This window comes from Streptomyces sp. NPDC001536, from assembly GCF_042894505.1.
Classification (GTDB): domain Bacteria; phylum Actinomycetota; class Actinomycetes; order Streptomycetales; family Streptomycetaceae; genus Streptomyces.
Genome location: NZ_JBIAVQ010000004.1, coordinates 237733 through 260721, shown reverse-complemented (window position 1 = coordinate 260721; position 22989 = coordinate 237733). Strand labels below are relative to the sequence as shown.

Here is a 22989-nt window from a genome sequence, read left to right as displayed (position 1 = left end):
CAGGGTGCGTGCCGCCATGGCGGTGCGGTGGTGAGACGCTGCACGGGGGTCGCGTGCATAAGGGTGTGACGCGGCCCGTACGGGGAGGTGGCAGGCAAGTGGTGGATCAGCTGACACAGCACGATCCGCGGCGGATCGGGCCGTTCGAGGTGCTGGGACGGCTGGGCGCCGGCGGCATGGGGCTGGTCTATCTCGCGCGCTCGGCGTCCGGCCGGCGCGTGGCGATCAAGACGGTCCGTACGGAACTCGCCGAGGACCAGCTGTTCCGCGTCCGCTTCTCGCGCGAGGTGGAGGCGGCCCGCGCGGTCTCCGGCTTCTACACGGCGGCCGTCGTCGACGCCGACGCCCGCGCCGCCGTGCCCTGGCTGGCCACCGCGTACGTCCCCGCGCCCTCCCTCGAAGAGATAGTGAACGAGTGCGGGCCGATGCCGGCCCAGGCGGTGCGCTGGCTCGCGGCGGGTGTCGCGGAGGCGCTCCAGTCGATCCACGGCGCGGGCCTGGTCCACCGTGACCTCAAGCCGTCCAACGTGCTGGTCGTCGAGGACGGCCCCCGGGTGATCGACTTCGGTATCGCCTCCGGAGTATCGAACACGCGTTTGACGATGACCAATGTGGCGGTGGGCACCCCCGCCTACATGTCCCCCGAGCAGGCCAAGGACTCCCGCAGCGTCACCGGCGCCAGCGACGTCTTCTCGCTCGGCTCCATGCTCGTCTTCGCCGCCACCGGCCACCCGCCCTTCCACGGCGCCAACCCGGTCGAGACGGTCTTCATGCTGCTCCGCGAGGGCCCGGACCTCGAAGGCCTCCCGGACGAGCTCCGTCCGCTCATCGAGTCCTGTATGCAGATGGAGGCCACCAGCCGCCCCAACCCGGCCGACCTCCAGTCCCAGCTCGCCCCGCACCTCTTCGGCTCCGGCTCCGACGACAGCGGTACGGCGTCGGCCTGGCTGCCCGAGCGGGCCGTGAGCCTGATCGAGGCGCGCCGCAACGGGCGCCCGGCCGTCAAGCCGGGCCAGGGCGGCCGCAGCGGCGGGGGCCGGGTCTCGTCCGTACCGCCGCCGCCCCCGCACGACCCCGTCGTCCCCGCCCCCGTGCCCGTCGGCGCCCCCGACACCGGCCCGGTGCGCCTGGCGGGCGCCCAGGTGCCCATCGGACCCGGACCGCGCGTCGCCGACGCCCGCGCCGCCGCCGTCAAGGCGCCGCCGCCGGAGGCCGGCCTGGTCGCCAGCTGGTCCAAGCCGCGCCCCGGCGTCAACGGCACGGACGCCGCCGTGGGCCCCGCCGTACCCGCACCGCCCGCACAGGAGCCGAGCGGCGGCTGGCGGCCGTGGCGTTTCCGCATGTCGAACGACGTGTGGGGAACCCCCTCTGTTGCCGACGACCTCGTCTACGTCACCTCCTTCGAGGTGCACGCCCTCGACGTGGCCACCGGCCGCCGCCGCTTCAAGACCCGGGACGTCGCCTGGTCGATGGCGGTCGCGGACGGCCGTATCCACGCCTCCGACGGCCCCACCCTGTTCGCCCTGGAGGCCCGCGAGGGCGCCGACCTGTGGCGGATCCAGACGGACGCCTGGGTGTACTCGCTCAAGGCCGACCGGGGCACGGTCGTCACCGGCAGCCGCGGCGGCGGCGTCCAGGGCTGGGAGGCCTCGGGCGGCCAGAAGCTGTGGGAGATCACCGGGGCGCAGACGGACTTCGAGTCCCCCGAGGCCGGCCCGGTGCTGCACGACGGCACGGTCTACGTCTGGCAGGACGCCCGGCTGCGCGCCCTGGACGCCCGCACCGGCGACGAGCGCTGGTCCTACCCCATCGGCGACGCGGCCTCCTGCGGAGGCGTACCGATCCGGCTGACGCAGGCGCCCGACGGCTATGTGTACGTCTCGGCCGGCACCCGGGTGCTCGCGCTGGACGTCGCGAGCGGCCATGTGAAGTGGCACTTCGAGGCCCCGGCGGTCTTCCTGTGCCCGCCCGCCTTCGTGCCGGGCCCGGCCGTCACCGGCGGTGGCGTCTACCTGGCCGACTACCTCGGCACGGTCTACGCCCTCGACGCCGCCGACGGCCGTGACCGCTGGCGCATCGCCACCGAAGCGCGGGCCTCGATCGAACCGGTGCTGGTGGTGGCGGGGCATGTGCACGTGGGCAGCGGCAAGGGGCTGTACACCCTGGACGCGGTCACCGGCACCCCCAAGTGGCGCTTCCAGGCGGGCGGCGACATCGTGGGCGCGCCCGCGGTGGCGGAGGGCCGTATCCACTTCGGCTCCACGGACCACCTGCTGTACACCCTGAAGGCCGACGACGGCCGGCTGCGCTGGAAGCTGGCGACCGGCGGCGAGATCACCGGCGCCCCGGTGGTGAAGGACGGCGTGGTGTACGCGTGCAGCAAGGACCGCTGCGTGTACGCGCTGGACGCGGAGAAGGGAACGGGGACGGCCAGGACCGCGTAAGCGGTTCTCGCGGCCGGGACGGCCGTCGTACCGGGAGCTCGGAAGGGGTTCCAGACGGCGGCCGTCGATGCGGAGAGCGGGTTCCCTGTTCCTTCACCGCTCTCACACCAGACGCTACGCCCGGGGCGGGCGGGACGCCATGTGGCGGCTGTTAGCGTGACGTGTTCACGATCATGGCAGTGCCTTTCGGGGCTTTTTGACAACGGGGGATCAGCAGTGAAGCTTCGCCATGTCCGGCAGGTGGCCGTCGTCGTCGGGGTGGTCGTCGCCCTGACCGGGGCCCGGCACTCGTCCGGCGGCGGCTGCTTCGGCGGCGGCTCGAACTCCGGCGGTTCGTCGAGCAGTTCGACCGGCGGCAGCGGCAACCACGACGATGACGACGACTCCGGTTCCGTCCCCGGTGGCGGCGGCGTCGAGTCGAGCTCCCTGGGCGAGGCGACCCAGGACCTGAGGATCGAGGAGTGCGAGGTCGAGGGCGGGACCCTCACCGCCGACGTCCGCGCCACCAACAGCAGCACGAGCCAGACGTACACCTACATGTTCCAGGTGGCCTTCAAGGACGCCTCCGGTACGACGGTCGCGACCGGAAGCAGCGGCATCTTCTCCGTCGCCGCGGGCGCCACCGACTCCGCCCTCGTCACCGCGAACTCCACGGTGACCGACGGCACCTGCGAGCTGGTGGACCCGCAGCGCATCGCCGGATAGCTCAGCGCGTCCTGAACTCCGGGCGGCGGGCGGCGAACAGCTCCGCCTGCCGCTCGTCCGGCAGGTTCCCGAGCGAGATGAGATGCGGGGCCTGCGCGAACCCGGCGGCGAGCGCGGCCTCCCTGGCCGCCCACAGGGCCCGGACGGTGCCCTGCACACCCTCGGGCGGATACCCGGCGATCACGGCGGCACACCGCACCGCGGCCTCCAACGCGGCGCCGGGCTCGGTGAGTTCGGAGACCAGCCCGGTCTCATGGGCGCGCCGCGCGGAGATCCGCTCGGCGGTCCCCATGAGCATCATCCGGGCGACCTCGCCGTACGGCATCCGCTGCGCCATGAGGACCGACTCGTAGGCGCTGACCATGCCATAGGTGGTGTGCGGATCGAAGAAGACCGCCGTGGTGTCGGCGACGATGAACTCGCTCTCGCCGAGCAGGTAGAAGGCGCCTCCGCAGGCCATTCCGCGTACGGCGGCGACGACGGGCTTCCAGAGGTCGTTGGCCTTGGGGCCGACGCGGAGCAGCGGATCGTCGGACATGTAGGGGGAGTCGGGTTGCGGGACCTCCGCGTCCCGGTCCAGCCCGGTGCAGAAGGCCCGCTCACCCGCCCCGGTGAGGACGATCGCGCGCACGGAGTCGTCGAACCGCAACTGCCGCCAGGTGTCGACGAGTTCGTCCCGCATGGCGAGATCGATGGCGTTGAGCCGCTCGGGCCGGTTCAGGGTGACGACGGCCACCCCGGTGTCCTTGTCGGCGGTGACCCGCAGGGCGCTCACGCCGGAACCCACTGCGGAAGCCCGTCGGAGAACACCACACGCACCCGGGCGCCGATACGGATCCGGGCGGGGTCAAGGGAGTTGAGCGGCTCCCCGGCCGCGCTGACCAGGTTTCCGACCAGCCGGATCCGGGGGGCGTCCTCCAGCTCGACGACGATCACGTTGTAGGGCGCCTGTGCCGCGTAGTCGGGGAGGAGGGGCGGGTGGGGGACGACGAACGACCAGATCCGCCCGCGTCCTTCGACCTTGCTCCACGCGATGCCGAAGGACTGGCAGTGCGGGCAGCAGGGCCGGGGCGGGAAGCGGGGTTCGCCGCAGTCGGCGCAGGACTGGACGCGCAGTTCGCCCCGGGCGGCGTACTGCCAGAAGGGGGCGCCGGTGTCGTCGGTGACGGGTTTCAGCATGGGTCAGCTCCTGAGCAGCAGGGCGGAGGTGGGGACCCCTTCGCCGGCGGTGACGAGACAGGTGGCGGCGCCCGGCACCTGGGCGGTGCTGGTCCCGCGTAGCTGTTTCACGCCTTCGTTGATGAGGTTGAAGCCGTGCACATAGGCCTCGCTGAGCCCGCCCCCGCCGGTGTTGAGCGGCAGCCGCCCGCCGATCTCCAGCGCGCCCTGCTCGGTGAAGGCACCGCCCTCCCCGCGCCCGCAGAAGCCGTAGCCCTCCAGGGAGAGCGGGATGAGGGCGGTGAAGGCGTCGTAGATCTGGGCGACGTCGACATCCTGCGGGGTGAAGTCGGAGTGCTTCCACAGATGCCGGGCGGCGGTCCAGGCCGGGCCGGTGAGCGGGTCGTCGTTCCAGTAGTTGACCATGCCGTGGTGCTGGGCGGGGAGCCCCTGGGCGGCGGAGTGGACGTAGACGGGCCTGTGGCGGCAGTCCCGAGCCCGCTCCTTGCTGACGACGACACACGCCAACGCCCCGTCCGTCTCCAGGCAGTTGTCGAAGAGACACAGCGGCTCGCTGATCCAGCGGGAGGTCATGTACATATCGCGGGTGAGCGGCCGTTCGTACATGACGGCGGCGGGGTTCTGATTGGCCCGGTTCCGGCAGGCGAGGGCGACGTTGAACAAGTGGTCCCGGGTGGCGCCGTATTCGTGCATGTAGCGGCGGGTGAGCATGGCGATCTCGTCGACGGGCCGCAGCAGCCCGTAGGGCCGGGTCCACTGGGCGGGAGTCGGCAGCTGAACCGTCGTGTTCCGCCAGGGCCGGGGCCCCGAGCCCCGCTTCCGCGACCGCCAGGCGACCCCGACGGTCGCCTGGCCGGTGGCGATGGCGGCGGCGAGATGGCCGACGGTCGCGCAGGAGCCCCCGCCCCCGTACCCGACCTTGCTGAAGAAGGTGAGGTCACCGAAGCCGACCGCCTTCGCGAGCTCCACCTCGTCGGTCTCCTCCATGGTGAAGGAGGCCAGCGCGTCGACCTCGCCCGGGGCGATGCCGGCGTCGTCGAGGGCGGCGAGGACCGCACGGCAGGCGAGGGTTCTCTCGTCCTCGGGAAGGTTCTTGGCGAAGGGCGTCTGGCCTATGCCGACGATGGCGGTGGCGTCCTTGAGTCCTGTCATGGGGCACCTCCGCGGGGCTGTCCTCCGGGCTGACAGTGCGTCAGGCTACAGCTAATCTGACGGGTAGTCAGCTACTGGGTTCTGGAGGCTGGTTGTGCGCGGAGACGAGGAATGGGGCAGCGTTCCGGGTCTGGTCCGGTCGGCGGCGGAGCGGTACGCGGACGTGGAGGCCGTGGTGGAGGGCCGTACCCGAGTGACGTACGCCGAACTGGGCGTCCGCGTGGAGCGCGCGGCGGCGGCGTGCGTGGCGAACGGGGTGGAGGCGGGCGACCGGGTCGCGATCTGGGCCCCCAACTCCCTGGACTGGATGGTGTCGGCGCTGGGCGCGGTGTCGGCCGGCGCGGTCCTGGTCCCGCTGAACACCCGGTTCAAGGGGACGGAGGCGGCGGACGTGCTGCGCCGCAGCGGGGCGCGGCTGCTGTTCGTGACGGGGACCTTCCTGGGGACGTCGTACGTGGCGTCGCTGCGGCGGGCGTTGGCGGAAGGGCCGGGGTTGCCGTCCTTGGCCCAGGTGGTGGTCCTGTCGGACGACGCCCCGGCGGACTACTGGACCTGGAAGGACTTCCTGGCGAGCGGGGAGGGCGTGGGCGAGGCGGAGGTACGGGCCCGGGCGGCCTCGGTACGCGGTTCGTGGCCCTCGGACATCGTCTTCACCTCGGGTACCACGGGCCGCCCGAAGGGCGCGGTGATCACCCATGCCCAGACCCTGCGGGCCTACGAGGTGTGGAGCGACCTGGCGGGCCTGCGCCGGGGCGACCGCTATCTGATCGTGAACCCCTTCTTCCACACCTTCGGCTACAAGGCCGGCGTGATCGCCTGTCTGATGCGGGGCGCGACGATGATCCCCCAGCCGGTGTTCAACGTGGACACGGCCCTGGCGAACATCGCCGCGGAGCGCGTGTCGGTCCTCCCGGGCCCGCCGACCCTCCACCAGTCCCTCCTGGACCACCCCTCCCGCGCCGCGTACGACCTCTCGGCCCTGCGCCTGGTGGTCACCGGCGCGGCGGTGGTCCCCCTCACCCTCGTGGAGCGGCTGCGGACCGAACTGGGCGTGGAGACGGTCCTGACGGCGTACGGCCTGTCGGAGGCGAGCGGCGTGGTGACGATGTGCCGCCGCGGCGACGAGCCGGCCGTGATCGCGTCGACGTCGGGCCGGGCGATCCCGGGCACCGAGGTACGGGTGGTGTCCCCCGTGGGCCGGGCGGTGGCGCCCGGCGTTCCGGGCGAGGTGCTGGTCCGGGGCTTCAACGTCATGCGGGGCTACTACGAGGACGAGACGGCGACGGCGGAGGTCCTGTCCCCGGACGGCTGGCTGCGAACCGGCGACGTGGGTGTCCTCGACAAGGCGGGCAACCTCCGCATCACCGACCGCCTCAAGGACATGTTCATCGTCGGCGGCTTCAACGCCTACCCCGCCGAGATAGAGCAACTCCTGGACCTGCACCCGGACGTCGCCGACGTGGCGGTCATCGGCGTCCCGGACCCCCGACTCGGCGAGGTCGGAAAGGCGTACGTGGTCCGCCGCCCGGGCGCGGTGACAACAGGCGACGACCTGATCGCATGGGCCCGCAGGGAGATGGCGAACTACAAGGTGCCGAGGTCGGTGGAGTTCGTGACGGAACTCCCGAGGAACGCGAGCGGGAAGGTGGTCAAGGGCGAGCTGCGGGGCTGATCGGCGGATCCGCCCGCCGCCAGATACCCCGGACGCGGCGAGAGGGCCGAGCGTCGGCTCGGCCCCCTCGTGCGGCCCCGGACACACCTCGGCCGCGACGGCTCCCCCTCCGCGCCGCCGCGGCCGATCCCCGTGCGGGAAAGAAGTGCGATCAGGCGGGCTCTTCCGTGACATGCGTGTTGTCCGGGGTGGCCACGACCTCTTCGTCCACGTCGGTGACGTGGGTGTTGAGCGGCTTGATCGGGCTGCTCGTCACGTGGGTGTTGAGCGGCTTGATCTCCTCGCTGCTGTCCACGTCGGTGACGTGGGTGTTGTCCGGCTTGACGACCGGGTCCTTCTCGGTGCTGCTCATGGTGCTGCCTCCCCTGGGGCGGATCATCGTGGAACTGAGGGCCCACCCGGTCACTCCCCCGTGGGTGCCCGGGTGGGCTACTCGGGCCGCTCACCCTAAACCGCGGGTGGTGCGGCCTTACCAGCGGTCCGTCTGCCCCCCGACGCGACGGATCGACAACCAGGAGACTGCCGGGTCGCGATAAACGAACGATGAACGCGCACCCTCACGCGGCGGCGACGGGGGTCAGAAGCCCCCGCACCTCGACCGCCTCCGGTGAGTCCAACCGCTCGTAGATCTCCAGTGCTTCGCGCCAGCAGACCTGCGCCCTGCCGGAGTGGCCGATGCCGTTCAGGGCCCGGCCGAGGACCGTGAGGACGTGCCCTCGGCGCCATTCGCCCCCGATACCCCTGAGGACGGTGAGCGCCATCTCGGCGTTGCTCGCGGCCAGGGCCGGTTTGCGCGCGTCCAGTTCGACCTCCGCCAGACGGCAGAGGGTCATCCCCTCCCACAGGCGCTGCCGGCTGTCGCGGAAGACGCGGAGCGCCTCCTCCAGTTGCTCGGAGGCCTCGGCGTGCTGTCCGGTCTTGCCGAGTGCCATGCCGAGGGCGTAACGACCGTTGGCCCCCCTCAGCGTGTGCCCCAACTCCTGGTAGATGTCGGTACCTTGACGGGCCAAGGCGACGGCCGTGTCGGCCCGCCCGGTGGCGAGGTGGAGGCGGGACAGGTTGCACAGCGGGCTGGCGGAACCCGCCACGTCACCGCAGCCGCGGAACTTGTCGATCGCCTGGCTGAAGTACCGTTCGGCCTCGCTGTGGCGGTTCTTGTAGAACGCGATGCTGCCGATGATGTTCGCCGCCCAGCAGGAGGGCAGCGGGTCGTCCGTGGCCTCGGCGAGCTGGATGGCCTCCTGGGCCTCCGGGTACGCCAGGTCGAACAGGCCGGAGAACAGCCGCGCGTTGCTCAGCACGACGGAGGCCCGGCCCTCGGCGCGTACGTCCCCCGCGGTGCGTGCCGCATCCCGCAGAGTCGTGGCGGACGCCTCGTACTCCTTCGAATGGGCACCCGACTCGGCAAGGTCGACGGAAGCCCACAGAAGGTCGATCGCGCGTCCCAGTGTCTTTCCCTGGGCCGACTGCCGTACGCAGGCCAGAAGCGGTACGGCCTCGGAGTACAGCCAGTCCCGGGCCGCCTGCCGGTCGGGGAACGCCAGGCCTGCCGGACCGGTCGGGTAGAGGTGGTCCACCAGCCGGTCCCCGGGCCGCTCGATCGCGTAGACCCCGGCAGCGGTCGCGAGATAGAAGTCCAGCAGCCGGGAGACCGCCGCCCCCCGTTCCTCCGGCGGCCACTCGTCCCGCTCCGCACAAGCACGCGCGTAGAGCCGCACCAGATCATGGAACCGGTACCGGCCCGGCGCCGCCGATTCCAGCAGGGACGTGTCGACCAGGGACTCCAGGAGGTCCTCGGTCTCCTCCACGCCCAGGTCCAGTACCGCGGCCGCCGCGGCGAGGGAGATGTCCGGGCCGTCGGCGAGGCCGAGCAGGCGGAAGGCGCGGGCCTGGGCGGGCTCCAGCTGGCCGTATCCGAGCTCGAAGGTCGCCTTGACCGCGAGGTCACCGGCCTGGAGCTCGTCCAGGCGCCGGCGTTCGTCCGCCAGCTTCGCCGCCAGGACGGACACCGTCCAGGTGCGGCGGGCCGCGAGGCGTGAGGCGGCGATGCGGATCGCCAGCGGCAGGAAGCCGCACGCCGCCACCACGTCCAGGGCGGCGTCCCGCTCGCTGCCCACCCGCTCCTCGCCCACGATCTTCGTGAAGAGGGCCAGCGCCTCGTCCGGCGACATCACGTCGAGGTCGACGAGGTGCGCCCCGGCGAGGTCCACCATCCGCATCCGGGAGGTCACCAGCGCCGCGCAGCCCTCCGTGCCGGGCAGCAGCGGACGTACCTGGGCCGCGTCCCGCGCGTTGTCCAGCAGCACCAGCACCCGGCGGCCGTCCAGGACCGAGCGGTACAGCGCCGCCCGCTCCTCCAGCGAGTCCGGGATCGCCGAGTCCGCCGTGCCCAGCGCCCGCAGGAACGAGCCCAGTACGGTCTCCGGCTCCGCCGCCCGGGATCCCGCGCCCTGGAGATCGACGTACAGCTGACCGTCGGGGAAGGCCCCGCGCGCCTGGTGTGCCACGTGCACCGCCAGGGTCGTCTTGCCCACGCCGCCGATGCCCGCCAGCGCCGATACGGCCATCACGCGGCCCTCCGCCGACGCCAGCACCTCGCCCAGTTCGGAGACGAAGGACGCTCGGCCGGTGAAGTCCGGCACCGTCGCCGGGAGTTGTGCGGGGCGGACCGGTGCGGCCGCCGGCTGCGGCTGCGGGGACGACGGTTCCGCGAGCCCCGGGTCGGCCTGGAGGATCCGCTGTTGCAGGTCACGGAGACCGGGGCGGGGGTCCACGCCCAGTTCGTCCGCGAGCAGGCGGCGGGTGTCGGCGTAGACCGCGAGTGCCTCCGCCTGGCGGCCGCTGCGGTAGAGGGCGAGCATGAGGAGTTCCCTCAGCCGCTCCCGCAGCGGGTGGGCCGCCGTCAGGGCCGTCAGCTCCGAGACCGCCTCCGCGTGGCAGCCCTGCTCCAGGTCCATGTCCAGGCGGGATTCCAGGAGTTGGAGTCGCCGTTCCTCCAGGCGCACCCGCTGCGAGGACGCGTACGGGCCCGGCACTCCCGCCAGTACCTCGCCGTCCCACAGGGCGAGCGCCCGGCCCAGCACCTCCCGCGCGTGGCACAGATCCCCGGCGCCGCGCGCCTTCTCCGCCTCCGTGGCCAGCTCCTGGGCCACCACGAGGTCCAGCGCGCCCTCGCCCAGCGAGCGGATCGCGTAGCCGCCCGACTCGCTCACCAGGACGTCGGGGTCCAGGACCTTGCGCAGCCGGGAGGCGTACGTCCGCAGCGCGGCCAGCGCCTGGGACGGTGACTCCTCGCCCCACAGGGCGTCGATCAGTTCGGCCGCCGTGGCCGTCCGGCCCTCCCGCAGCAACAGGGCGGCCAGCAGGGCCCGTTGCTGAGGGGAGCCCATGGGCAACGACTCCTCGCCGCGCCAGGCGCGGACCGGTCCGAGCACGCTGAAGCGCAGCGGCAGCTCCGGCTCCGCCGAGGAGTCGGGACGCCGCTGCTCAGGCACCCGCGGTACTCCGTCCATCGCCGTCCCCCTAGACACAGTGAGCAACCACGCCAGTTTGCCTTGTTCATGGCAGATGCGTCAGCTGTGGAGACCCCGATCACAGGGAGCCACGCGGGATATCACAAGCCCCTCACGTGGTCTTCGCACACTTCCGCACAGAAAGCGTCACGGTCGGGCGCTGTCACCGTAGCTGACGGGTCGTCAGATCGGCGCTACCGTGACCCCCATGACCGAGACCACGGACCCCACCCCGGCCCTTCCGTTGATCATCTCCGTCGACGACCACACCGTGGAGCCGGCGGACGTCTGGCAGAACCGGCTTCCGAAGAAGTACCTGGACACCGGGCCCCGCATCGTCCGCGCCCCGCTGAAGGAGATGACCTTCCTCGGTGGCCGCTTCAAGCCCGTGATGGGCGCCCCCGGCACCGACGGCCCGCTCGGCGACTGGTGGGTCTACGAGGACCTGCACCGGCCGCTCACCCGTCTCGACACCGCCGTCGGGTACAGCAGGGACGAGATCAAACTCGAAGTCATCACTTACGAGCAGATGCGGCAGGGGTCGTACGACGTCCCGTCCCGCCTCGCCGACATGGACGTCAACCACGTCCAGTCCGCCCTCTGCTTCCCGACCTTCCCCCGCTTCTGCGGCCAGACCTTCACCGAGGCCGCGGACCGTGAGCTGGGCCTGCTGTGCGTCCAGGCCTACAACGACTGGATGGTGGAGGAGTGGTGCGGGCCCGAGGCGCGGGGGCGGCTCATACCTCTGACCCTCATCCCGCTGTGGGACGCCGAGCTGGCCGCCGCGGAGGTACGGCGCAACGCGGCCCGCGGCGTCCAGGCCGTCGCCTTCTCCGAGATACCCCCGCACCTGGGCCTGCCCTCCGTCCACACCGACGCCTGGGACCCCTTCCTCGCCGCCTGCGCCGAGACCGGCACCGTCATAGCCATGCACATCGGCTCCTCCAGCCGTATGCCCTCCACCTCCGCCGACGCCCCGCCCGCCGTCGGCTCCACCATCACCTTCGCCAACTGCTGTTTCTCGATGGTCGACTGGCTGATGAGCGGGAAGTTCGAACGCTTCCCGGGGCTCAAGGTCATGTACGCCGAGGGGCAGATCGGCTGGATCCCCTACATCCTCGAACGCGCCGACGTGGTGTGGGAGGAGAACCGCGGCTGGGGCGGCGTCGCCGACAAGGTCCACCGGCCGCCGTCCGAGCTGTTCGCCGAGCACGTCTACGGCTGCTTCTTCGACGACGCCTTCGGTCTGAGGAACCTCGACGCCATCGGGGTCGGCAACGTCCTCTACGAGACCGACTACCCCCACTCCGACTCCACCTGGCCGAAGTCCCGCGAGGTCGGCGAGGCCCAGATGGGCCACCTCGCCCCCGATGTCGTCGAGCGGATCGTGCGCGGCAACGCCATCGACCTCCTCGGCCTCACCCCGGAGGGGCTGTGGGCGAAGTGACCGAGTACGGCATCCAGCTCCCCGTCCAGTCCCAGAGCACGATCTACGCCGAACCCTGGGAGGCCGCCGCCGGCCCCGCCGACCTCCTCGACATCGCCCGTGCCGCCGACCGCGCCGGCTTCGCCTACATCGCCACCTGCGACCACGTCGCCATCCCGCGCCGGCTCGCCCCCGCGATGAGCACGGTCTGGTACGACCCCGTGGCCACCCTCGCCTACCTCGCCGCCGCGACCGAGCGGGTACGACTGCTCAGTCATGTCGCCGTGGTCGGACTGCGCCACCCGCTGCTCACCGCCAAGCAGTACGCCACCCTCGACCATCTCAGCGGCGGCCGGCTGATCCTCGGGGTCGGGGCCGGGCATGTGCAGGAGGAGTTCGAGGCGCTCGGGGTCGACTTCCGGGAGCGGGGCGCGGTGCTCGACGAGTGCCTCGACGCCCTGCGTGCCTGCCTCGGGCCCGAGGAGTTCCCCGAACACCACGGCAAGCTCTACGACTTCGAGGGCCTGGGCCAACGCCCCCGGCCCGCCCAGCCGCACGTCCCCCTCTGGGTCGGCGGCTCCTCGCCCGCGGCCGTCCGGCGCGCGGCGCTCAAAGGCGACGGCTGGCTGCCGCAGGGCGACCCGCGGGACCGGCTGCCCGCACAGATCGCCCGTGTCCGGGAGCTGCGCCAGGAGAAACAAGGCCCCTTCACCATCGGCGCCATCGTCGAGCCCCTCTACGTCGGCCGGCCCACCTGGGAGGTCGGGCGCCGCACCCTCACCGGCACCCCCGAGCGGCTCGCCCAGTCGCTACGGGCGTACGGCGAGATGGGCGTCGACCAGATCCAGGTCCGCTTCCGCAGCCGCGGCAGCGCCGAACTCACCGACCAGATCGCCGCGTTCGGCACCGACGTGGCACCCCACCTCTGAGGAGTCACCGCATGGGCAAGCTGGACGGACGCGTCGTCATCGTCACCGGCGCGGCACGCGGACAGGGGGAGCAGGAGGCACGGCTCTTCAGAGCGGAAGGGGCCGAGGTCCTGGTCGCCGATGTGCTCGACGACCAGGGGGAGGCCCTCGCGAAGGAGATCGGAGCCTCGTACGTCCATCTCGACGTGGGCGAGGAGGAGCAGTGGCGGTCGGCCGTCACGGCCGCGAAGGACAGGTACGGCCATGTCGACGGACTCGTCAACAACGCCGGCATCCTGCGCTTCAACTCCCTCCTCGACACCCCCCTCGACGAGTTCATGCGGGTCGTCCAGGTGAACCAGGTCGGCTGCTTCCTCGGCATCAAGACCGTCGCCCCCGAGATGGCCGGCGGCGGGACCATCGTCAACACCGCCTCCTACACGGCGGTCACGGGGATGGCGGCCGTCGGCTCGTACGCCGCCACCAAGCACGCCATCCTCGGCCTCACCCGGGTCGCCGCGCTGGAGCTGGCGCGGCGCGGGATCCGCGTGAACGCCGTCTGTCCCGGGGCCATCGACACCGCCATGTCCAACCCCGCCTGGCTCGACCCCGGGGGCGACGCGGAGGAGACCTCGCGGGCGGTCGGGAAGCTCTACCGCAAGCTCGTGCCGCTGGGACGGATCGGCAAGCCGGAGGAGGTGGCGCGGCTCGCGCTCTTCCTGACCTCGGACGACTCCTCGTACATCACCGGGCAGCCCTTCGTGATCGACGGCGGATGGCTGGCCGGAGTCAGTCTCAGCTGACGGCCCATCAGCTATTGACGCTCCATGCGCCCGGTGGAACAGTCTGGGCAGTGAATCTGACGATGCGTCAGGTAACGACTCGTGGGGACGGTGAACCTCCTTGGAATTCGGGCTCTTTGTACAGGGATACGTGGGCAAACGCGCCGAGACCGACCCGCTGGCCGAGCACAAGGCGCTGATGGAGGAGACCGAGTACGTCATCCAGGCGGACAAGTCCGGGTTCAAGTACGCCTGGGCCTCCGAACACCACTTCCTGGAGGAGTACTCGCACCTCTCCGCGAACGATGTGTTCCTCGGGTATCTGGCGCACGCGACCGAGCGGATTCATCTGGGATCAGGCATCTTCAACCCCCTCGCCCAGGTCAACCACCCCGTGAAGGTCGCCGAGAAGGTCGCCATGCTCGACCATCTCACCGGCAACCGCTTCGAGTTCGGCAGCGGGCGGGGAGCCGGCTCGCACGAGATCCTCGGCTTCCTTCCCGGCATCACCGACATGAACTACACCAAGGAGATCTGGGAGGAGACCATCGCCGAGTTCCCCAAGATGTGGCTCCAGGACGAGTACGTCGGCTTCCAGGGCAAGCACTGGCAGCTGCCGCCGCGCAAGGTCCTGCCGAAGCCGTACGGGAAGTCGCACCCCGCGATGTGGTACGCCGCCGGGTCGCCGCCGTCGTACGGGATGGCGGCGCGCAAGGGGCTCGGGGTCCTCGGGTTCAGCATCCAGAAGGTGTCCGACATGGAGTGGGTGCTGGAGCAGTACAAGACGGCGATCGTGAACGCGGAGCCGATCGGGGACTTCGTCAACGACAACGTGATGGTGACGACGACGGCGATCTGCGCGCCGACCCACGCCGAGGCGATCGAGGTCGCCGTGAACGGTGGGCTGCACTATCTGCCCTCGCTCGTCTTCCGGTACCACGACACGTTCCCTCGTCCCGAGGGGTTCCCGGTGTGGCCCGAGACGTTGCCGGAGTACACCGCGGAGTTCGTGGAGCTGCTCATCGAGGAGGAGTTGCTGATCTGCGGGGATCCGGACGAGGTGCTCACGCAGTGCAAGCGGTGGGAGCAGGCGGGGGCGGATCAGTTGAGCTTCGGGTTGCCGGTGGGGGTGCCGAAGGAGGAGACGCTTCAGACGATTCGGCTCATCGGTGAGCATGTGATTCCGAAGATCGATACGGATCCTGTGCATCGGACGTCCCGGTTCCGGGCTGCGTCCTAGTCGCCGTTGCGGGGTGCGGGTTCGCTGTGGCTGGTCGCGCAGTTCCCCGCGCCCCTAGGCAGGTGGTCCCACCCCATACCAGGAGGTGAGCTCCGTGCTCGATCACGTCATCAAAGGTGCGGCCATCGTCGATGGGACGGGTGCGCCCTCGTACACCGCCGACGTCGGCATTCGTGACGGGCGTATCGCCGTCATCGGTCAGGTCACCGAAGAGGCCCGTTCCACCGAGGACGCCTCCGGGCTCGTCCTCGCCCCCGGCTTCGTCGATCCGCACACGCACTACGACGCCCAGCTGTTCTGGGACCCGTACGCGACCCCCTCCCTCAATCACGGTGTCACCACCGTCGCCGCCGGGAACTGCGGGTTCACCCTTGCCCCGTTGAAGCCGGAGGACGCCGACTACATCCGTCGGATGATGTCCAAGGTCGAGGGGATGTCCCTCGTGGCTCTGGAGGAAGGAGCGCCCTGGAGCTGGCGGTCCTTCGGGGAGTACCTGGACGCGCTGGAGGGGCGGATCGCCGTCAACGCCGGCTTCATGGTGGGGCACTGCGCGCTGCGCCGGTACGTCATGGGACCGGGCGCCATCGGCGGGCAGCCCACCGACCGGCAACTCGCTGACATGCTGAGCCTCTTCCACGAGGCCATGGACGCCGGCGCCTGGGGGCTGTCCACCACCCAGTCGTCCACGCACTCCGACGGGGACGGACAGCCCGTCGCGTCCCGGCACGCCGAACCCGCGGAGCTGCTCGCTCTCGCCAAGGCGGTCGGCGAGCACGAGGGGACGCAGATCGAGGCGATCGTCGCCGGGTGCCTCGACCAGTTCAGTGACGCCGAGATCGAGCTGTTCGTGGAGATGAGCGCGGCGGCGGGACGGCCCCTCAACTGGAACGTGCTGACCATCGACGCCTCCGTGCCCGAACGCGTGCCCCGGCAGCTGTTCGCCAGTGAGCAGGCGCGCAAGGCCGGCGGGCGGATCGTCGCGCTGACCATGCCGATCCTCACGCCGATGAACATGTCGCTGGGCACCTTCTGCGCGCTGAACCTCATCCCCGGATGGGGACCGATCCTCGGGCTGCCCGTGCCCGAGCGGATCGCCAAGCTCAGGGACCCGGACGTACGCGCCGAGATGCTCCGGCGCGCCGACTCCAAGGAGGCGGGCGTCTTCCGGCGGCTGGCCAATTTCGGGCGGTACGTCATCGGCGACACGTACAGCGAGGCGAACCGTGGGGTCAGCGGGCGGGTGGTCCGGGACATCGCCGCGGAACGCGGGCAGGACCCCTTCCACTGCCTGGTCGAGATCTGCGCCGCCGACGATCTGCGTACGGTCCTGTGGCCCATGCCCACCGACAACGACCCCGCGTCCTGGGCGCTGCGCGCCGAGACCTGGCAGCACGAGGACGTCATGCTCGGCGGGTCGGACGCCGGGGCGCATCTGGACCGGATGTGCGGGGCGCCGTACACCACCCGCTTCATCGGCGACTGTCTGCGCGGGCGGAAACTCGCCACCCTGGAGCAGGCGGTGAAGATGCTCACCGACGACCCGGCCCGGCTCTTCGGGCTCAGGGAGCGCGGCCGGATCCGGGAGGGTTTCCATGCGGACCTCGTGCTCTTCGACCCGGAGCGGATCGACGCGGGCACGGCCACCCTGGTGCACGACCTGCCGGGTGACAGTCCGCGGCTGGACTCGAAGGCGATCGGGATCCGGGCCGTGTGGGTCAACGGGGTCGAGGCGATCCGGGACGACGCGGTGAGCGGGGCCGTGCCCGGCAAGGTGCTGCGGTCGGGGCGGGACACCCGGACGGTGGCGACCAAGTGACCTCGAAGCAGCGGCTGTTCGTCGGCGGCGCGTGGACCGAGCCGGAGGGCGGGCACTACGAGGTCGTCGATCCGGCGACCGAGCGGACCGTCGGGTGGGCGCCGGAGGCCTCGCGGGATCAGGTGTACGCGGCCTGTGCCGCGGCCCGCGAGGCCTTCGGACCGTGGTCGCGTACCGCGCCCGAGGAACGGGCGGCGGTGCTCGCGCGGGCCGCCGACCTCATCCGGTCGCGGTTCCTGGAGTACGCCGAGCTCGCCCAGGCCGAGACCGGCGCCACGACCGGGACCGCGCGGGCGATGCAGGTCGGGGTCGCCGCCGCCCGTTTTCAGCGGTACGCGCGCGTGGAGCCCGCCGAGTGGGCGATCCCGCCGCAGATCAACGAGGCCGGGCCCATGGGAAAGGCGGGGGTGATGGGCGCGCTGGCCGTCCGCCAGGCCGTCGGGGTCGTCACCTGCATCACCTCGTACAACAACCCCTGGGCCAACCCGGCCGGCAAGATCGCCCCCGCCCTCGCCATGGGCAACACGGTCGTCGTGAAGCCCGCCCCGCAGGACCCGCTGTCGGTGTACCGGATGGCCGAGGCGCTGGAGGCGGCCGGGGTGCCGAGGGGGGTGCTCAATGTGGTGTCCGGCCGGTCGGCCGGGGTCGGGGAGGCCTCCGTCGACTCGCCCGACGTCGACATGGTCTCCTTCACCGGCTCCACCGCCGTCGGACAGCGCATCGGCGAGGTGTGCGGGCGCGACATGAAGCGCCAGCTGCTGGAGCTGGGCGGGAAGGGCGCGGCCCTCGTCTTCGACGACGCCGACATCGCCGCCGCCGTGGCCGGGATCGGCACCACCTTCTCCTTCTACAGCGGGCAGATCTGCACCGCGCCGACCCGCGTGCTGGTGCAGCGCGGGGTGTACCAGCGGCTCGTGGACGGGCTCGCCGCGTACGCCGGGCAGCTGAAGGTGGGGGACCCGCGGGCGGCGGACACCGTCGTCGGGCCGGTGATCTCCGCCGCGCACCGGGAACGGGTCGAGTCCTACGTCGACCTCGGGCGCAAGGAGGGCGCGGTGGTGGTCGCGGGGGGCGAGCGGCCGTCGTACGACACCGGCTTCTACGTCGCTCCCACGCTCCTCGCCGACTGCACGAGCGGGATGCGGGTGGTCCGGGAGGAGATCTTCGGGCCGGTCGTGTCCGTGGTGCCCTTCGACGAGGAGGAGGAAGGCATCGCGCTCGCCGCCGACTCCGACTACGGCCTCATCGACTACGTCTGGTCCGGGGACGTGGCCCGCGCCTTCCGCGTGGCACGGCGGCTGCGGGCCGGCGGGGTGGGGGTGAACACCGTCGGACGGAACATGGAGGCGCCGTTCGGGGGGTTCAAGAAGAGCGGGGTCGGGCGGGACGTCGGGTCGTACGCGCTGCACGCGTACAGCGAGGTGCAGGCGATCGTCTGGCCGGGGTGACCGAGGGACACGGGTCGGGCCACGCCGGTGCCCTGTTGGCCAGTCCGGTGCTGTCTCCCGGCGCCCGACTCGGGCACAGTCGTCCCATGGAGACCATGGTGCGGGTCAAGGACGGCGAGGTCTGGGCGGAGGACACCGGAGGGGACGGGGTCCCGGTGGTGCTGCTGCATCCCGGGATCGCGGACTCCCGGTGCTGGGAACCCGTGCTGCCGGGGCTCGCCGCCCGTCACCGGGTGATCCGCTACGACGCCCGGGGGTTCGGGCGTTCACCGAACCCGACCGCCTCCTACTCCCTCGCCGAGGATCTGCGGGCCGTGCTCGACCACTTCGGCGTGGGGCGCGCGGTGCTCGTCGGTACGAGCATGGGAGGGGTGACCGCGGTCAGCGGGGCGCTGAACGAGCCGTCGCGGGTGGCGGGGCTGGTGCTGCTGGTGCCGGGCATCACCGGCTACCCGGACCTGGAGGACCCCGAACTGACCGCCCGGATCGCCGAGTTGGCCACCGCGGGGAACATGGCCGGTCTGCTCGCGCTGTCCCTGGAGACCTGGGCCGCGGCCGGCACACCTCCCGACGCCGAGGCGGCGGAGTGGCTGCGGGCGGCGATCCCGGCCTGGTTCACGACGTACGGCCACCAGACCGAGGACCCTCCAGCCTTCCCGCGCCTCGGTGAACTGACCATGCCCTGCACCCTCCTCCTCGGCGAGAAGGACACGGCCAGGACGGTCCGCTGCAACGAGGCCATGGCCGCCGCGATCCCGGACTGCCACCTCGTACGCCTGCCGGACTGCGACCATCTGCCGACCCTGCGGGCGCCGGAGGTGGTGCGCGACCTGGTGCTGGAGCTGTGCGCCAAGCTCTAGTCGTCGGACGTTCGCCAATCCCTAGTCGTCCAGATCCACCCGCACCGTCAGCAGCCCCGACCCCATCGCCCAGACGGCCGTGCTGTTCATGCGCGGCAGACTCCGCAGCCGGGCGATCGGGTCGTCGTCGGGGAGGAGATGGGCCGTTCCGGTGTGCCAGCGGCCGTGCAGGCGGACCCGGACGCGCGGGTCGGCCTTGATGTTGCGGACGTACTGGGAGCGTTCGCCGAACTCCGAGACCAGCCAGAAGGAGCCCTCGATGCGGCGGCCGCCGACCGGGGTCCGGCGGGGGAGGCCGGAGGTGCGGCCGGTCGTCTCCAGGAGGGTCTGGAAGGGCAGGCGGCGCAGGACCGGGTTGCCGATCCGGCGCTGGAAGGCGGTCACGGCCCGGTACTTGCGTTCGTTGTGGCGGGGCATGGTTACTGAGTCTCCTGGAGATTCCGGTGGTGGGCCATGCGTGTGGTGACGTGGAACCTGTGGTGGCGGTTCGGTCCGTGGGCCGAGCGACAGAAGGCGATTCTCGCCGTTCTGCGGGAACTGCGGCCCGATGTGGTGGGGTTGCAGGAGGTGTGGTCCGACCGGCGGACCGGGGAGAACCTCGCCGCGTGGCTCGCCGAGGAGCTCGGCCTGCACTGGACCTGGGCCGCCTCGAACGCACCCGAGCGCTGGCAGCGACGCATCGGCGACCCGACGGTCGACATCGGCAACGCGGTACTGAGCCGCTGGCCGGTGCTGGAACAGGAGGTGCTCCGCCTCCCCGCCCCGCCCGACCTGGACGACGGCCGCCTCACCCTCTACACCCGGCTGGCCGCTCCAGACCACCCCGTCCCCTTCTTCACGACCCACCTCGCCTCCCCCCTCCACGCCTCGGCGGTACGCCGCGAACAGGTCACCGCCCTGGCCGAGTTCATCGCCACCCACCGCCACGGCACCGACTACCCACCCGTCGTGACCGGCGACTTCAACGCCTGGCCCGACTCCGACGAAATCCGCCTCTTCGCCGGCCTGCGGACCGCCCCCGCCATCCCCGGCCAGGTCTTCTTCGACACCTGGGAGTACACCGACCCGACCGCCCCCGCCCACCTGGGGCCCGGAGAACCCCTACGTCCACCCGGGCCTCGGCCCCGGCGGCCGCATCGACTACATCCACGTCGGCGCCCCGGCGGGACCGGCAGGGGAGGGCACGGTACTGGCGGTACGGCGGGCCGGGGACGGTCCGGTGGACGGGGTGTGGCCGTCGGATCACGCGGCGGTCGTCGCCGACCTCGCGCTCCGGCGACCCTGATCCTCGCGGGTCTAGTGGACGCGGCCCAGGAAGATCGGGTTCGAGAACGCCGCCAGCGCGCCCGGCAGGGGCCCCGCCGCCGCCTCGTGCCGCAGCTCCGCCCGCACGTACGCCGCGTAGGCGGGCGTGGTCCGCCACTCGACCACCCCCGAGCCCGCGACCGGCAGGGGCGCGCTGGTGAACAGCACGCCCTGGTCGGTCACGAACCGGACGGTGCAGCGGGGTGCGCCCGAGACCTCCAGGCGTACCGTCACCGGGGTGTCCGGGGCGGTCGCCAACCGTTCGCCGATACCGGCGTGTTCGCCCTTGGCACCGGTCGCCGTGAAAGCCAGGGACACGTTCTTCGACTCGGCGACGTACGACCGCCCCGCCCGGATTCCCTCCTGGATCGCCTCGCGGGAGAGGTCGTCGGCGAGGACCACCGTCTGCGGCGACCCCACGACGTCCGGGTCCCGGTGGGCGTCGCTGTTGCCCATGGCCGGGATCCAGTCCCGTCCCTCGCGCACGGACGCCACGAGCATGCCGTCCCAGTCGGCCAGCGCCACCTCGTCGTCGGGCGTGTAGGGGCCGTTCCAGACCTCGACCGCGTCCGCCTCGCCGAAGCCGAACTTCCAGTTGCAGCCGATGCAGGTGGCGTGCGGATGGGCGGGGACGACCAGCCCCCCGGCCTTGCGGATCTTGCGGGCGAAGCGGCCGAAGCGGTTGTCGCGGGCCCGGTAGCGCCAGTCGACGAAGGTGCCGGGGTCGGTGCCGAGGGCGACCACGTGGCCGTTCCTCGTGGTGACCTCCTCGCCCAGCAGGATCAGCAGGTCGTCGCCCGCCTCGGTGGCCCAATGGGCGTGTGCCGCATGGGTGTTGTGCTCCGAGGTGTTGATGAAGTCCAGGCCCGCCGCGCGGGCGAGGGCCGCGATCTCGGCCGGGGTGCGGCGGCCGTCGGAGTACCAGGAGTGCAGATGGCAGTCGCCCCGGTACCACGCACGGCCCCGGCCCTGCGCGCGGGAGGGCGGGTAGACCGGCTCGACGACGGTGCCCGGCTCGCCGTAGGTGAGCGTGATGGTGATCTCGTACGACAGCCCCTGCGGCGCCACCGTGTACGGACCGAGCGCGATGTGCCAGGTGCCCGCCCGCACCCGTCCCGGCAGATATCCCGGCGTCGCGTCGTCGGCGCGCAGGAAGAACTCGCTGCGGGCCCCTCCCGACCAGCCCCGGAAGCCCTTCCCGCCCAGTTCGGTGCCCCGCTCGTCGAAGATGCCGATGTCGAGCGCGTTGCCGGCCGTGCCTGCCGGGACGGCGGGGCGGTCGTAGGTGTAGGAGACCTTGATCTCCCTTACGCCGGACGGGACTTCGACCGGCACATAAACGAAGTCGGGGGACCCGGTGGGCAGGGTGCCCCGGATCGTCCTGGTCTCCTGGTCACCGTCGGCGGCCGCGGCGAAGGTCACGCTTCCCAACGTAAGCGCGGCGGCGGTTCCCGTCACGAGGAGTGTGCGTCTTCCGATGCTGTGGTGGAGCTCGTTGTCGTCACACATGCCTCAACTCTTCCGGACGTCTGTGAACTGCCGTGGAAAGACAGGGGAATTGAGGTGACTGAGAAATCCGACGGACAATGCCGACCAGTCGGTATGGACAGATGAGGGCCCTCCGGGTACAGATAGGTCATGCGTATCTCCGCGACGATCTTCCTCACCGACGAGACGATCACCCCGACCCGGCTCGCCCGTGAGCTGGAGCAGCGGGGGTTCGCCGGCCTGTATCTGCCCGAGCACACGCACATCCCGGTGGAGCGGGTGACGCCGTACCCGGCGGGCGGCGAGCTGCCGCCCGAGTACGGCCGCACCCTGGACCCCTTCGTCGCGCTCGGCCAGGCGGCGGCGGTGACCGAGCGGCTCGGTCTCGGCACCGGCATCACCCTGGTCGCCCAGCACGACCCGATCGACCTGGCCAAGCAGATCGCGACCGTCGACCACCTCTCCGGCGGCCGCCTCACCCTCGGCCTCGGCTTCGGCTGGAACGTCGAGGAGGCCGCCGACCACGGCGTCGCCTGGCGCACCCGGCGTGAGCTGGTCCGGGACCGGATGCGGCTGATGCACGCCCTGTGGGCGGACGAACCGACCGCCTACGAGGGCGAGTTCGGCAGCGTACGGGCCTCGCACGCCTACCCCAAGCCCGCCCAGAAGCCGCGCGGCCCGGTCGTCGGCCCCCGCACCCTCATCGGCGGCGCCGCCGGCCCCAAGCTGTTCGCGCACATCTGCGAGTACGCCGACGGGTGGCTGCCGATCGGCGGGCGCGGTCTGACGGAGTCGCTGCCGGTGCTGCGCGTCGCCTGGGCGGACGCGGGCCGCGACCCGGAGGCCCTCCAGATCGTGCCGTACGCGGTCTTCCCCAGTCCCGGCAAGCTCGCCCACTACGCGGACCTCGGCATCGAGGAGGTCGTGGTGCAGCTGCCGCCTGCGGGGGAGGCGGAGGTCCTGCGGCTACTCGACGACTACGCCCGCTTCCAGTGACACCCTGTAACGCCCGGGGGGAGGGGACGAATCGGGCGGCGCCTGCCAGGCCTGAT

General features: G+C 71.7%; 18 protein-coding genes and 1 pseudogene. 12 read left to right on the top strand and 7 right to left on the bottom strand.

Annotated features, from left to right (window positions below):
* Nucleotides 1-98 precede the first annotated feature (98 nt).
* Complete coding sequence (locus ACFY0U_RS14060) at nucleotides 99-2444, top strand: PQQ-binding-like beta-propeller repeat protein (RefSeq protein ID WP_388634844.1); 2346 nt, start codon at nucleotides 99-101, stop codon at nucleotides 2442-2444.
* A 216-nt stretch (nucleotides 2445-2660) separates the two neighbouring features.
* The gene (locus ACFY0U_RS14055) at nucleotides 2661-3149 is read left to right on the top strand and encodes a hypothetical protein (protein ID WP_388634842.1); all 489 of its coding nucleotides are present in this window, start codon (nucleotides 2661-2663) and stop codon (nucleotides 3147-3149) included.
* A gap of 1 nt (nucleotide 3150) precedes the next feature.
* On the opposite strand, the gene ACFY0U_RS14050 is transcribed toward ACFY0U_RS14055, so the two are convergent.
* From ACFY0U_RS14050 to ACFY0U_RS14040, 3 genes are read right to left on the bottom strand one after another with little or no spacing between them, the layout of a single operon-like run.
* On the bottom strand, nucleotides 3151-3924 hold the full coding sequence (locus ACFY0U_RS14050; protein WP_388634840.1) for an enoyl-CoA hydratase/isomerase family protein: 774 nt from the start codon (nucleotides 3922-3924) through the stop codon (nucleotides 3151-3153).
* Entirely contained in the window at nucleotides 3921-4328 is a 408-nt protein-coding gene (locus ACFY0U_RS14045) for a Zn-ribbon domain-containing OB-fold protein (protein WP_388634838.1), read from the bottom strand. Before ACFY0U_RS14045 ends, ACFY0U_RS14050 begins: the two co-directional genes overlap by 4 nt.
* Before the next feature lie 3 nt (nucleotides 4329-4331).
* Nucleotides 4332-5480: a lipid-transfer protein gene (locus ACFY0U_RS14040; protein ID WP_388634836.1), complete on the bottom strand. Its 1149-nt coding sequence runs from the start codon at nucleotides 5478-5480 to the stop codon at nucleotides 4332-4334.
* A 94-nt stretch (nucleotides 5481-5574) separates the two neighbouring features.
* On the opposite strand from ACFY0U_RS14040, the gene ACFY0U_RS14035 reads away from it, so the two are divergent.
* On the top strand, nucleotides 5575-7152 hold the full coding sequence (locus tag ACFY0U_RS14035; RefSeq protein WP_388634834.1) for a FadD3 family acyl-CoA ligase: 1578 nt from the start codon (nucleotides 5575-5577) through the stop codon (nucleotides 7150-7152).
* A gap of 151 nt (nucleotides 7153-7303) precedes the next feature.
* Here ACFY0U_RS14035 and ACFY0U_RS14030 read toward each other — a convergent pair whose 3' ends face one another.
* Complete coding sequence (locus tag ACFY0U_RS14030; protein ID WP_388634832.1) at nucleotides 7304-7504, bottom strand: hypothetical protein; 201 nt, start codon at nucleotides 7502-7504, stop codon at nucleotides 7304-7306.
* A gap of 205 nt (nucleotides 7505-7709) precedes the next feature.
* On the bottom strand, nucleotides 7710-10664 hold the full coding sequence (locus ACFY0U_RS14025; RefSeq protein WP_388634830.1) for a BTAD domain-containing putative transcriptional regulator: 2955 nt from the start codon (nucleotides 10662-10664) through the stop codon (nucleotides 7710-7712).
* A 208-nt stretch (nucleotides 10665-10872) separates the two neighbouring features.
* On the opposite strand from ACFY0U_RS14025, the gene ACFY0U_RS14020 reads away from it, so the two are divergent.
* The 7 genes from ACFY0U_RS14020 to ACFY0U_RS13990 all read left to right on the top strand — a co-directional run bounded on the left by ACFY0U_RS14020 (nucleotide 10873) and on the right by ACFY0U_RS13990 (nucleotide 19144).
* Nucleotides 10873-12111 (top strand): amidohydrolase family protein, encoded by a 1239-nt coding sequence (locus tag ACFY0U_RS14020; RefSeq protein WP_388634828.1) that lies wholly within the window; start codon nucleotides 10873-10875, stop codon nucleotides 12109-12111.
* Nucleotides 12108-13019 carry a TIGR03619 family F420-dependent LLM class oxidoreductase gene (locus ACFY0U_RS14015; RefSeq protein WP_388635352.1) on the top strand — a complete coding sequence of 304 codons (912 nt, stop codon included), beginning with the start codon at nucleotides 12108-12110 and terminating at the stop codon, nucleotides 13017-13019. The genes ACFY0U_RS14020 and ACFY0U_RS14015 overlap by 4 nt, the downstream gene beginning before the upstream one ends.
* An 11-nt stretch (nucleotides 13020-13030) precedes the next feature.
* A complete protein-coding gene (locus ACFY0U_RS14010) occupies nucleotides 13031-13801 on the top strand; it encodes an SDR family NAD(P)-dependent oxidoreductase (protein WP_388634826.1) in 771 nt (256 codons plus the stop codon).
* A 100-nt stretch (nucleotides 13802-13901) separates the two neighbouring features.
* Nucleotides 13902-15020: an LLM class flavin-dependent oxidoreductase gene (locus tag ACFY0U_RS14005; RefSeq protein ID WP_388634824.1), complete on the top strand. Its 1119-nt coding sequence runs from the start codon at nucleotides 13902-13904 to the stop codon at nucleotides 15018-15020.
* 94 nt (nucleotides 15021-15114) lie between these two features.
* The gene (locus tag ACFY0U_RS14000) at nucleotides 15115-16836 is read left to right on the top strand and encodes an amidohydrolase family protein (RefSeq protein WP_388634822.1); all 1722 of its coding nucleotides are present in this window, start codon (nucleotides 15115-15117) and stop codon (nucleotides 16834-16836) included.
* Nucleotides 16833-18284: an aldehyde dehydrogenase family protein gene (locus tag ACFY0U_RS13995; RefSeq protein WP_388634820.1), complete on the top strand. Its 1452-nt coding sequence runs from the start codon at nucleotides 16833-16835 to the stop codon at nucleotides 18282-18284. Before ACFY0U_RS14000 ends, ACFY0U_RS13995 begins: the two co-directional genes overlap by 4 nt.
* A gap of 86 nt (nucleotides 18285-18370) precedes the next feature.
* Nucleotides 18371-19144: an alpha/beta fold hydrolase gene (locus ACFY0U_RS13990; RefSeq protein WP_388634818.1), complete on the top strand. Its 774-nt coding sequence runs from the start codon at nucleotides 18371-18373 to the stop codon at nucleotides 19142-19144.
* 21 nt (nucleotides 19145-19165) lie between these two features.
* Here the strand turns inward: ACFY0U_RS13990 and ACFY0U_RS13985 are convergent, their stop codons facing one another.
* Nucleotides 19166-19561, bottom strand: a complete 396-nt coding sequence (locus ACFY0U_RS13985; RefSeq protein WP_388634816.1) for a nitroreductase family deazaflavin-dependent oxidoreductase — start codon at nucleotides 19559-19561, stop codon at nucleotides 19166-19168.
* A 36-nt stretch (nucleotides 19562-19597) separates the two neighbouring features.
* On the opposite strand from ACFY0U_RS13985, the pseudogene ACFY0U_RS13980 reads away from it, so the two are divergent.
* Nucleotides 19598-20429 (top strand): annotated as a pseudogene (locus ACFY0U_RS13980) (endonuclease/exonuclease/phosphatase family protein).
* An 11-nt stretch (nucleotides 20430-20440) separates the two neighbouring features.
* Here the strand turns inward: ACFY0U_RS13980 and ACFY0U_RS13975 are convergent.
* Nucleotides 20441-21958, bottom strand: coding sequence for a CehA/McbA family metallohydrolase (locus tag ACFY0U_RS13975; protein WP_388634814.1), 1518 nt, complete (start codon nucleotides 21956-21958; stop codon nucleotides 20441-20443).
* 129 nt (nucleotides 21959-22087) lie between these two features.
* Between ACFY0U_RS13975 and ACFY0U_RS13970 the strand changes: the two genes are divergently transcribed.
* Nucleotides 22088-22933, top strand: a complete 846-nt coding sequence (locus ACFY0U_RS13970; RefSeq protein ID WP_388634812.1) for an LLM class F420-dependent oxidoreductase — start codon at nucleotides 22088-22090, stop codon at nucleotides 22931-22933.
* Nucleotides 22934-22989: the final 56 nt, after the last annotated feature.